Here is a 10,688-nt window from a genome sequence, read left to right on the forward strand (position 1 = left end):
TCCGTGCGCCGCACGGATGTCCCCGGGCGCCCGGGCGGCGAGGCTCGACGGCGTGAACAACCGCTCCGACGTCGTGATCGTGGGCGCCCGCGCCGCGGGCGCCGCGACCGCGCTGCTGCTGGCCCGGCTGGGCCACGACGTGGTCCTGCTGGACCGGGCCGTCTTCCCCGCCGACACGCTGTCGACCCACCAGATCGCCCGGACCGGCGTGGTGCAGCTGCGCCGCTGGGGACTGCTCGACGCGGTCCTCGCCAGCGGCGCGCCCGCCATCCGGCAGGTGTCCTTCACCACCGGCGACGAGACGGTCACCCACACCATCAAGGACAAGGCCGGGGTGGACCTGCTCGTCGCGCCCCGCCGGCACGTGCTCGACACCCTCGTCGCCGAGGCCGCGGCCGACGCCGGCGCCACCGTCCGGTTCGGGGTGACCGCCACCGGGCTGTGCCGCGACGGCAGCGGCCGGGTGGTCGCGGTCACCGGCCACGACCGGCGGGGCGAGCCGGTGCGCTTCGACGGGCGGTTCGTCGTGGGCGCCGACGGCCTGCGCTCGATGGTCGCCCGCGCGACCGGGGCCGCGGTCGTCGAGGAGCACGCCGCCGGCGGGGCCGCGCAGTACGCCTACTACGACGGCGTGCCCTGGAACGGCGTCGAGCTGGTCATCGCCGACCGCTCGCTCACCGGCGTCTTCCCGACCCACGACGGCGCGGCCTGCGTGTGGATCTGCGGGCCCTCGGAGGACGCGCACCGGGCCCGCCGGGCCGGCGCCTCGCGGGCCGAGGCGTTCACCGCCTACCTGCGCCGGACCGCGCCCGAGCTGGCCCGGCGGCTGGAGCGCGGCCGGCGGGTCTCGCCGGTCACCGGCATGCTCCGGACCCCGAACGTGCGGCGCGCCGTGCACGGCCCGGGCTGGGCCCTGGTCGGCGACGCCGCCTACCACCGCGACGCGGTGACCGGCCACGGCATCAGCGACGCGTACCGCGACGCCGAACTGCTGGCCACCGCCCTCGACGCGGCGCTGCGCGGTACGGCCGACGAGCGCGTCGCGCTCGCCGGCTACCGGCACCGCCACGAGCTCGCCCTGCGCGAGCTGTTCGACCTGACCCTCGCCCTGGCCGCGTACCCGCCGGTGCCGCGCTTCGTCGAGCTGCAGAAGCGGCTCGCCGTGGCGATCGACACGGCGGCGGCCGACCTGCTCGCCCTGACCCACTGATCCGAGAGGACCGTCATGTCCACCGCACTCAACGACTCGACCCGCAACGGCGTCGACACGGCCACCCTGTTCGCCACCATCGACGCGGTGAAGGCCGCGCCGGAGGCCGCCCGCTTCCAGTTCCGGGCGCACAACGAGTGGCTCAGCGGCACGCACAACCGCAGCACCATCCACGACTACTTCGGCGTCGGCGACGAGCGCACCCACGAGCGGACGTTCACCTTCGAGGCCGACCACCCGGCGGTGCTGGTCGGGCGGGACAACGGCCCGACGCCGGTGGAGTACGTCCTGCACGCCCTGGCCGCCTGCCTCACGGCCGGCCTGGCCAACATCGCCGCCGCCCGCGGCATCCGGCTCTCCGAGGTCCGCTCCACGGTGAGCGGCGACATCGACCTCAACGGCATCCTGGGCCTCGACCCGGCGGTCCGCAACGGCTACCAGGGCATCACCGTCCGCTTCACGGTCAAGGGCGACGCCCCGGCCGAGGACCTGCGCCGGCTGGTCGAGCAGTCGCAGGCCCGCTCCGCGGTCCTCGACGTCATCACCAACCAGGTCCCCGTCACCGTCGAGGTCACCACCGCATGAAGACGACCGCGCTGGTCGCCGCCGCCGTCCTGTTCCCGGCGACGGCGACCGCCTCGGCCGGCCCGGCCCACGCCGACCCGGCCGTCCAGCCGCCCGCCGGAGCCGTCCGGGTCGCCGCCTACCGGGTCACCACCGGCTTCCAGATCTACCGCTGCGCCGCCGGGGCCTGGACGCTCAAGGGCCCGGCCGCGATGCTCCGCGACGGCCGCCGCACGGCCTACCACTCGGCCGGCCCGTCGTGGCAGTCGATGACCGACGGGTCGTCCGTCACCGCGGCGAAGAAGGCCGAGTCGCCGGTGCCGGGGGCCATCCCGCAGCTGTTGCTGGAGGTCACCGGCCACGGCGGCACCGCCGGCGGCGAGCTGGCGGCCGTCCGGTACATCCAGCGGCTGCACACGAGGGGCGGCCTCGCCCCGACCGGTGCCTGCACGGACGGCGCCGAGCAGCCGGTCCCCTACGACGCCGACTACGTGTTCTGGGCCTGAGCCAGCCGGCGGGCCGCCAGCTCGGCCAGCAGGACCGCACCGTCATGGAGGACGGCGTCGTCGAACCGCGCCCGCGGTGAGTGGTTCGCCGGCATGGCCAGGTGGTCGTCGCCCGCGGCGGCGCCCAGGAACAGGTAGGCGCCGGGCACGCGCTGGAGCACCCGGGAGAAGTCCTCGGACCCCGCATCCGGGTGCTCCATGAGCCGGAACCGGTCGGCGCCGAAGAGGTCGCCGACCGTGTCGGCCACGAACGCGTACTCGGCGCCGTCGTTGACCGTCACGGGGTACTCCATCTCGAACCGCACGTCGGCGCGCAGCCCGTGGGCCGCGGCGATGCCCTCGCAGAGCCGCACCGAGTCGCGGGCGACCTGCTCGGCCGCGGCGGCGCTGAACGTGCGGACCGTGGCCTCGAAGACGGCCTCGTCGGGGATGATGTTGCGCAGCGTCCCGGCGTGGAAGCTGCCGACGGTGAGCACGATCGGCTCGAACGGGCTGAAGCGGCGCCCGACCATCGTCTGCAGCGCCGTCACCATCTCGCAGGCGGCCGGGATCGGGTCGTGGGCGTCCTGCGGCGCCGAGCCGTGGCCGCCCGCGCCGACGACCCGCACGAACAGGCCCGCCGCGGCCGACATCAGCGGGCCGGGGCGGCTGGCGAAGACCCCGCGCGGGAAGTCGGCCGACGTCACGTGCAGGCCGTAGGCGAAGTCCACCGGGCGACCGGCGGCGTCCAGCACACCCTCGTCGATCATCAGCCCGGCGCCGTTGTGGCCCTCCTCGCCCGGCTGGAACATGAAGACCACGTCGCCGGCCAGCTCCTCGCGCCGCGCGGCGAGCAGCCGGGCCGCCCCGACCAGCCCGGCCGTGTGCAGGTCGTGGCCGCAGGCGTGCATGACGCCCGGGACCGTCGAGGCGAACGGCACGTCCGCGGCCTCGTACACCGGCAGCGCGTCCATGTCGCCGCGCAGCAGCACGACCGGGCGGGAACCCCCGGGCCGGCCCCCGCGCAGCACCGCGGTCACCGACGACAGCGCCGTGCCGGTGGTCACCTCCAGCGGCAGCCCGGCGAGGGCGTCGAGCACCCGCCGCTGCGTGCCCGGCAGGTCCAGGCCGATCTCCGGGTGGCGGTGCAGCTCCCGCCGCAGCTCGATCAGGTCTTCACGCAGTCCCATCCACGGAACGGTACCGGCGGAGCCGCTCGCAGGCCTCCAGGGCCTGATGGAGGGCGTGCTCGGCGGCGCCGAGGTCGTGCCGGTCGAGGGCGTGCCGGACCCGGGCCAGGCAGGTCGCGAGCAGCCGGGCGTCGCCGCGCTGGCCCGGCGACCGGGTGGCGCCGCCCCGGATCCGGGTCAGCGCCCCCGACGTGGCCAGGCGGGCCAGGTCGCGCTGGGTGGTGGCCAGCGACGCGCCGGTCGCGTCGCTGACCTCGGTGACCGTCACGTACTCGCGCTGGGCCAGCAGTTCGAGGATCCGCCGGTGCCGGACCGCGGGGAGCATCGCCTCGTCGTGCCTCACGGACATGCCTTCAGGAGATCGGGTACAGCTGGTCGCCGGTGTCGGCCGCGACGGCCGGGCCGAAGTCGACCTCGCGGCCGTCGACGGTGAACCGGTAGCGGCTCAGCCGCCGGATCACCGGCGTTGCGTCGAGGTACTCGCGCAGGTCCTCCAGCTCGGCCGGGGTCAGCCAGCTCGGCGGGTCGGAGACGGCCCGGAAGCCGCACACGTCGGCGAGGTCCCGCAGCCACCGCAGCTGCTGCGCGGTGAGCAGGTTGAGCTTGCTGCGGAAGTAGACGACGTCGGGGTCGACCTCGACGAGCGGCGACTGCCAGAGCCGGTGGACGCTGTTGACGACGGCGTTGCGGGCGGTGGCGTCGGACGGGTCGACCGAGGCGTAGTTGTCCCACATCGGGGCCACGTCCGGGCCGCTGCGCAGGCCGTCGAGCAGGCCGAGCGAGGGCAGCAGGATCGCGCCCGAGCCGAGCAGGTAGACGTCGTCGCCGGCGACCTCGCGGATGAGGGCGAGCCCGTCGCGGTAGACCTGTTCGCGGTGGCGCCCCGGGAGGTACGCGGCCGCGGCGTTGACGAAGTCGAGCTTGAGGTACCGGAAACCCCACTCGTGCACGACGGTCCGGATCATGCCGGACACGTGCTCGCGCGCGTCCTCGCGGGTGAGGTCGAGCGCGTAGTAGGGGCCGCCCCAGTTGTAGCCGGCGACGACGGGCTCGCCGCCCGGGGAGCGCAGCAGCAGCTCCGGGCGCTCGGTGGCGAGGCGCGAGTCCGGCAGCGCGATGAACGGGGCGAGCCACAGCCCGGGGGTGAACCCGGCGTCGGCGATGCGGTCGGCGAGGCTGCGCATGCCGCTGGGGAACTTCGCATTGGGCCGCCAGTCGCCGACCCGCTCCTCCCAGCCGTCGTCGATCTGCACGACGTCGAAGGGCAGCCCGGCCAGGTCGGCGACGTCCTTGGCGAGCTGGGCCTCGGTGATGTTCTCGTAGTAGGCGTACCAGCTGCACCAGACGTTGCCGGCCCGGCGGCCGCGCACGCCGAAGCGCTCGGCGAGCTGGTCGGTGTACGCGGCGAACACGTCCTCCTCGGCGCCGTAGGCGAGGAACCAGTCGGCGCCGCCCGTCGCGTACCAGCCGGTGAGCGTGTCGCGGTCGGCGACCAGCCGCGGGGTGTCCAGGCCCAGCGCGCCCAGCAGCAGCGTGTTCCCGTCGGCGCCGTGCAGCGCGGCGACCGCCGACGAGTGGTGCCGGGACGCGTCGTCGAACGCGGGGTCGTCCGCGGTGACGAGCCGGGACGGGTTCGGTACACGCAGCGGAGGTTGGCTCAGCGGCCGCCAGCCACAGGGGCTCCACGAGTTCTGCCCGTGCCGGTAGAACGATGCGTCGTCGAGTCCGTGCAGGACCGCGACCCGGCCCGGGGGCAGCAGGACGCCGCCGGGGACCGGCCGCGGTGCGGCGTGGCCGGAGTGCTGGAGGGCGAACGAGCGTCCGCCGAGCTCCACGAGCTGTGCCATGGTTCTCCTTCGCAGCGGTGGGGGCGCCCGGGGACGCCCCCACCAGGTGGTCTACTTGAACAGGGCGTTGACCTGGTCGTTGGCCTTCTTCAGGGCGTCGGCCGGGGCGGCCTGGCCGAGGGCCACGGACTGGATGGCGTCCTGCACGATCTGGCTGACCTCGTTGCCGTGGTCGCTGATCGGCAGGAAGAAGGTCCCGCCGGGGGCCGCCGCCTCGTCGGTGAAGACGTGCACGTCCCGGCCGGCCGCCTTGTGGGCGGCGAGGGCCTTCTCGGCGCCGGACTTGATGGCGGGGAACACGACCGCCTTCTCGCCGACGATGTCCTGGCAGGCGGACGAGCCGAGGAACTTCACCCAGGCCCACGCCTGGTCGGGGTGCTTGGTGCCGGCGTAGATCGCGTCGGACAGGCCGTTGATGGCGGTCTTGCGCCCGGCCGGGCCGGTGGGCAGCGGGGCGAACGCGTACTGCTGCTTGGCGCCGGTGCCGAGGTACGTGCTGATCGTCCAGGAGCCGACGATGGTGAACGCGGCCTGCCCGGCGTCCATCACGGCGTCCCGGCCGAGGGTGGACTGCTTGTCGAACTTCGGGGCCCAGCCCTTGTCGATGAGCTTCCTGAACCAGGCGACGGTCTCGGCCAGCTTCGGGTCGTCGTACTTGTACTTGGTGCCCCACGGGTTCTTGTCGAGGTACGTGAACCCGTTGCTCACCGCCAGGTCGCCCCAGCCGTTCTGGCCCTGCGAGCCGTCGGCCCACTCCGGCAGGAAGCCGTAGACCTTGACGTTGTTCTTGTCGAAGGCCGGGTCGAGGCCGTTGCGGCCCTGGGCGTCGACCGTCGCCTTGGCGATCGCCTGCTCGAACGTGCCGCCGTCGGTGGGGTTCCAGGTGAGCTTGTCCAGGCCGGCGGCGTCCGACACCAGCTTGGTGTTGTAGACGACGGCCATGGTGTCCCAGTCCTTCGGCAGGCCGTAGCGCTTGCCGTCCTTCACGAAGAGGTCGGCCAGGCCACCCGCGTACTGCGACAGGTCCACCTTGTCGCGGTCGACGTACGGCTGGATGTCGAGGATCTGGTTGCTGGAGACGAACTGCGGGTAGTACGACGCGTGGTCGGTCCAGACGTCGGGCGCGGCGCCGGCGGCCAGCTGGGTGGTGAGGTTCTGCCAGTACTGCGCCCACGCGGTCTGCGTGAACTTGATCGTGACGCCGGGGTTGGCCTTGGTGAACTCGTCGGCGCAGGCCTGGTAGGCCGGCTGCTGCTTGTCGTCCCAGAGCCAGTAGTTGAGCACGACGTTGCCGCCGTCGTCGCCGGACTCGCCCGAGCAGGCGGCGAGCGGCAGGGCGAGCGCCGCGACGGTCAGCGCCGCCACGGAACGGAGTCGTCTGGACATCGGGTTCCCTTTCACGGATGAGGTCAGGGGTGTCACAGGGGGGGTGTCATTTGATGCCGGTGAAGTTCAGCGACTGCACCAGCCGCTTCCCGAGGAAGATCAACAGGAGCAGGACGGGCAGGACGGACAGCGTCGAGCCGGCCATGAGGCCGGTCCAGTCCGGCCGGGTGTTGGGTGACTGCTGCAGGAACACGCCGAGCGCCACGGTGAGCACCCGGTTCTCCTCGCCGCGGCCGACGAGCAGCGGCCAGAGATAGTCCTTCCACGCCCACACCGAGGTGGTGAGGGCGATCGTGATGAGCGGCCCGCGGCTCATCGGCACGATGACGCGCCAGAAGATGCCCCAGCGGCCGGCGCCGTCGATGACCGCCGCCTCCTCGACCTCCCGCGGCACCGAGAGGAAGAACTGGCGGAGGAAGAACACCGCGAACGGCGTCATGAGCAGCGACGGCGCGACCATGCCGGCGAAGGTGTTGACGAGCTCGAGGTTCTTGACGAGGGCGAAGTTCGGCAGCAGCGTGAAGATCGGCGGCACCATGAGCGCCGCGATCATGACCCCGAAGACGAGGTCGCGGCCGGGGAAGCGCAGGCGGGCGAAGGCATACCCGGCCATGGCGCAGCAGAACGTCTGCACGACCGCGATGAGACCGCTGTAGATGAGGGAGTTGACGGTGTACCGCCAGAAGTTGATCTTCGCACCGGACCCTCCGGCGGCGCGGGCGGTCTCGTCGTCGACGAAGCCGAGGACGCGCCAGAAGTTGATGAGCGTCGGGTGCTGCGGCACCAGGCCGGTGCTGTCGGTGTAGAGGTCGGCGGCCGGGGTGATCGCGGTGCGGATCATCCAGTAGAACGGCAGGATCGTGACGACGAGGAACACGACGAGGACGGTCCAGGCCAGCAGCCGGCCGGGCGTCAGGCGGCGGGACATGTGACGGCCCTTCTCAGGTGAGGTCGGAACGTGAGGCGCGCAGCAGCCACATCTGCACGGCGGTGAGCACACCGAGGACGAGCACCAGCACCATGGCGACCGCCGAGGCGTAGCCCATGTGGAAGTACGAGAAGGCCTGCTGGTAGATGTAGAAGTAGATGACCCGGGCCGCCCCGACCGGCACGAACCGGTCGCTGACGGCGACGGTGTCGAAGATCTGGAACGAGCCGATCAGCGACACGACGAGCACCAGCGCCAGGATCGGGCGCAGCAGCGGCAGCGTGATCCGGCGGAACATCCGCAGCTCGCCGGCGCCGTCCAGGGCGGCGCTCTCGTAGAGGTGCGACGGGATCTGGAGCATGCCGGCGTAGAGCAGCAGCGCGGTGTACCCCGTGTAGGCCCAGGTGTTGATCAGCGCGATGGTCGGCAGCGCCTGGCTGGGCGAGGTGAAGAAGCCCTGGCTGTCCAGGCCGGCGGCGGTCAGCAGGTGGTTGACGAAGCCGAGGTTGGCGTCGAGCATCCACATCCACAGCAGGGCGACGGTCACGTTGGGCACCAGCCACGGCAGCAGGAGCGTGGCCCGCAGCACGACCGACCGGGTGAGCCGGTGCATCAGCGCGGCGATGACCAGCGCGAGCAGCGTCTGCGAGCCGATGTTGACGACCACGTAGTAGGCGGTCAGCCGCAGCGACTTCCAGAACTGCGCGTCGGTCGCGAGCTTGGCGTAGTTGTCGGTCCCGACGTACGACGGGGTGTTGAGCAGGCTGTAGTCGGTGAACGAGTACCAGACGCCGCGGACCGTCGGGTACAGGTAGAACACGGCGAAGCCGGCGAGCACGGGCAGCAGGAACAGCCAGGCGACCCGGCGGTCGTCGCGATGGCGGCGGCGCGGGCCGGCGACGGGCGGCCCGCCGGGCGGGTCCGCTGTCGGCGGCGCGGTCACCGCCACGGAGTTACGCATCGTCACGATCCGGCCTCGTTTCATTGATCGACCGCTGTCGAAATTTGCGTCTTGCGGCTGGGGGTGGATGGCCGCTAATAATGATGAAGCTCAGGGAAAGTTTGTCAACACCTCCTCGTATCAGGCATCCCAACTTCCCGGAGGTCCATCCCATGCGCACCGCCCCGCGGCGGCGTCGCCTCGCGCTCGCCGCCGCACTCTGCACGGTCGCCGCCAGTGCCGTGCTCGCCCTCGCGCCGCCCGGCGCCCTCGCCGCGCCCGCGGGCCCGCCGGCCCGGCCGGCCGCGCCCGGCAGCCCGAGCCCGTCCCTCACCGACCACCCGCTGACCGCCGCCCCCAGCCCGCTCGACAACCCGCTCAAGGGCTTCGCCCGGTTCTACTTCCCCGGCGACAACCAGAACCTCGGCTACCCGCGGTCACTGGCCTGGAGCTACTTCGGCCTCTCCGAGGTGATGACCAGCACCACCAACTGCGGGACCTACGACTGGTCGATCGTCGACAACGCGCTGAACGAGATCGCCTCGTACGGCAACCAGGCCGCCATCCGCTTCTACCTGGAGTACCCGGGCGGCACCGGCAGCCACCCGGGCAACGCGATCCCGCACTGCTTCGACGGCCACGTCACCTACCGCACCAACACGTTCTGGGGCACGGTCTCCCCCGACTACGACAGCCCCTACCTGCTCACCGCCGTCACCAACTTCATCGCCGCGTTCGGCGCCCGCTACGACGGCGACCCGCGCATCGGCTTCATCAACCTCGGCATCGTCGGCCTGTGGGGCGAGTGGCACACGTGGCCGTTCGACACCGACACCGCCGACGGATACCCGAACCTGATGCCCACCGACGCGCACGGGGCGCAGATCATCCAGGCGTTCGACACCGCGTTCAACACGACGAAGCTGGAGATCCGCTACCCCGACTCGGCCGGCGGCGCCGCCAACGCCCGCCGGATCGGCTACCACGACGACTCCTTCTGCTACCGGGAGGGCTCGCCGCTGGCCGGCGTGACCCTGCCGCAGTCCATGGGCGGCGCGAGCTACTCGCAGCTGCAGCGCGCGCTGAACCTGGGCGTGGAGAACAAGTGGATCACCGACTCGATGGGCGGCGAGGTCCGTCCCGAGATCCAGAGCTCGGCGTTCACGGCGTGGCCCGGCGGCTCCGGCCAGGTCGACAACATGAAGGCCTGCATCGAGCTCGAGCACACCACGTGGAAGATCAACCAGACCAGCCAGGGCTACTCCGCGTCGGACCCGAACGTGGCGGCCGCGGTGCGGCTCATGGGCTACGACCTCACCGCCACCCACGCCTACTTCACCAACACCGCCTCCGGCAGCGCGACGGTCGGCGTCACCGTCGTCAACAACGGCGTCGCCCCGTTCTACTACCCCTGGACGACGACCCTCGGGCTGAAGAACTCAGCCGGCACGGTGGTGAAGACCTGGGACACGCCGTGGGACCTGCGCACGGTCATGCCGCTGAAGATCCGCGCCTTCCCGGACTGGGGCGTCGGCGCCGACCCGGCGTACCGGGACTTCGGCTACCCGCAGTACTTCCAGTCGAACGTCAGCCTGGCCGGCGTGGCGTCCGGCTCGTATCAGCTCGTCCTGCGCGTCAGGAACCCCCTGGAGGCGCTCAGCCCGGCCGCGAAGAAGCTCCGCTTCGGCAACGCCACCCAGAACGCCGACGGCTGGCTCGGGCTCGGCGCGATGAGCGTCGGCACCGGCGGTGGGACCGACACGACGCCGCCGTCCACGCCGACCGGCCTCGCGTCGCCCGCGAAGACGGCGAACTCCGTCTCGCTCACCTGGAACGCCTCGACCGACAACGTCGGCGTGACCGGCTACCGGGTGCTGCGCGGCGGCACGCAGGTCGGCACCACGGCGACCACGTCGTACACCGACAGCGGCCTCACGCCGTCGACCGCCTACACCTACACCGTGCAGGCGTACGACGCGGCCGGCAACAGCTCGGCCGCGTCGGGCCCGCTGGCCGTCACGACCTCCGCGGGCGGCGGTGGCGGCGGCACCGGCCTGGTGGTCGACGACTTCGACGGCTCGCCCGCCTACCCGTCCGCGGCCCAGAACGACCTCGGCAAGTGGACCGGCGGCAACTGC

At 72.3% G+C, this 10,688-nt stretch carries 10 protein-coding genes; 4 read left to right on the forward strand and 6 right to left on the reverse strand.

The features are described from left to right. Positions 1 to 52 precede the first annotated feature (52 nt). The 3 genes from IEZ31_RS26635 to IEZ31_RS26645 are packed head-to-tail and all read left to right on the forward strand — an operon-like array spanning position 53 to position 2,280. On the forward strand, positions 53 to 1,210 hold the full coding sequence (locus tag IEZ31_RS26635; protein ID WP_190252712.1) for an NAD(P)/FAD-dependent oxidoreductase: 1,158 nt from the start codon (positions 53 to 55) through the stop codon (positions 1,208 to 1,210). A 15-nt stretch (positions 1,211 to 1,225) separates the two neighbouring features. Beyond that, on the forward strand, positions 1,226 to 1,795 hold the full coding sequence (locus IEZ31_RS26640; protein WP_190252713.1) for an OsmC family protein: 570 nt from the start codon (positions 1,226 to 1,228) through the stop codon (positions 1,793 to 1,795). Beyond that, the gene (locus IEZ31_RS26645) at positions 1,792 to 2,280 is read left to right on the forward strand and encodes a DUF3455 domain-containing protein (protein ID WP_190252714.1); all 489 of its coding nucleotides are present in this window, start codon (positions 1,792 to 1,794) and stop codon (positions 2,278 to 2,280) included. The genes IEZ31_RS26640 and IEZ31_RS26645 overlap by 4 nt, the downstream gene beginning before the upstream one ends. On the opposite strand, the gene IEZ31_RS26650 is transcribed toward IEZ31_RS26645, so the two are convergent. Genes IEZ31_RS26650 through IEZ31_RS26675 form a run of 6 tightly spaced genes read right to left on the reverse strand, consistent with a single transcriptional unit; the run spans position 2,262 to position 8,571 of the window. After that, the gene (locus IEZ31_RS26650; protein WP_190252715.1) at positions 2,262 to 3,449 is read right to left on the reverse strand and encodes a M20 metallopeptidase family protein; all 1,188 of its coding nucleotides are present in this window, start codon (positions 3,447 to 3,449) and stop codon (positions 2,262 to 2,264) included. The genes IEZ31_RS26645 and IEZ31_RS26650 overlap by 19 nt on opposite strands. Beyond that, positions 3,436 to 3,798 carry a DeoR family transcriptional regulator gene (locus IEZ31_RS26655; protein WP_190252716.1) on the reverse strand — a complete coding sequence of 121 codons (363 nt, stop codon included), beginning with the start codon at positions 3,796 to 3,798 and terminating at the stop codon, positions 3,436 to 3,438. The genes IEZ31_RS26650 and IEZ31_RS26655 overlap by 14 nt, the downstream gene beginning before the upstream one ends. Positions 3,799 to 3,802: 4 nt before the next feature. Beyond that, complete coding sequence (locus IEZ31_RS26660; RefSeq protein WP_190252717.1) at positions 3,803 to 5,296, reverse strand: glycoside hydrolase family 36 protein; 1,494 nt, start codon at positions 5,294 to 5,296, stop codon at positions 3,803 to 3,805. 51 nt (positions 5,297 to 5,347) lie between these two features. Further along, positions 5,348 to 6,682 (reverse strand): ABC transporter substrate-binding protein, encoded by a 1,335-nt coding sequence (locus IEZ31_RS26665; RefSeq protein WP_190252718.1) that lies wholly within the window; start codon positions 6,680 to 6,682, stop codon positions 5,348 to 5,350. A gap of 46 nt (positions 6,683 to 6,728) precedes the next feature. Continuing rightward, on the reverse strand, positions 6,729 to 7,610 hold the full coding sequence (locus tag IEZ31_RS26670; RefSeq protein ID WP_190252719.1) for a carbohydrate ABC transporter permease: 882 nt from the start codon (positions 7,608 to 7,610) through the stop codon (positions 6,729 to 6,731). Between the two features lie 13 nt (positions 7,611 to 7,623). Next, positions 7,624 to 8,571 (reverse strand): carbohydrate ABC transporter permease, encoded by a 948-nt coding sequence (locus IEZ31_RS26675; RefSeq protein WP_190252730.1) that lies wholly within the window; start codon positions 8,569 to 8,571, stop codon positions 7,624 to 7,626. Between the two features lie 152 nt (positions 8,572 to 8,723). On the opposite strand from IEZ31_RS26675, the gene IEZ31_RS58920 reads away from it, so the two are divergent. After that, a partial coding sequence (locus IEZ31_RS58920; RefSeq protein WP_190252720.1) for a fibronectin type III domain-containing protein occupies positions 8,724 to 10,688 on the forward strand: 1,965 nt, incomplete at its 3' end.

Origin of the sequence: Dactylosporangium sucinum (genome assembly GCF_014647515.1) — a bacterium.
GTDB classification, from domain to species: Bacteria; Actinomycetota; Actinomycetes; order Mycobacteriales; family Micromonosporaceae; genus Dactylosporangium; species Dactylosporangium sucinum.

What these genes read in the sequence shown, in the direction of transcription:
- IEZ31_RS26640 (WP_190252713.1), top strand. Translation starts at nt 1,226, where the DNA reads ATGTCCACCGCACTCAACGACTCGACCCGCAACGGCGTCGACACGGCC.
- IEZ31_RS26645 (WP_190252714.1), top strand. Translation starts at nt 1,792, where the DNA reads ATGAAGACGACCGCGCTGGTCGCCGCCGCCGTCCTGTTCCCGGCGACG.
- IEZ31_RS26650 (WP_190252715.1), bottom strand. Translation starts at nt 3,449, where the DNA reads ATGGGACTGCGTGAAGACCTGATCGAGCTGCGGCGGGAGCTGCACCGC.
- IEZ31_RS26655 (WP_190252716.1), bottom strand. Translation starts at nt 3,798, where the DNA reads ATGTCCGTGAGGCACGACGAGGCGATGCTCCCCGCGGTCCGGCACCGG.
- IEZ31_RS26660 (WP_190252717.1), bottom strand. Translation starts at nt 5,296, where the DNA reads ATGGCACAGCTCGTGGAGCTCGGCGGACGCTCGTTCGCCCTCCAGCAC.
- IEZ31_RS26665 (WP_190252718.1), bottom strand. Translation starts at nt 6,682, where the DNA reads ATGTCCAGACGACTCCGTTCCGTGGCGGCGCTGACCGTCGCGGCGCTC.
- IEZ31_RS26670 (WP_190252719.1), bottom strand. Translation starts at nt 7,610, where the DNA reads ATGTCCCGCCGCCTGACGCCCGGCCGGCTGCTGGCCTGGACCGTCCTC.
- IEZ31_RS26675 (WP_190252730.1), bottom strand. Translation starts at nt 8,571, where the DNA reads ATGCGTAACTCCGTGGCGGTGACCGCGCCGCCGACAGCGGACCCGCCC.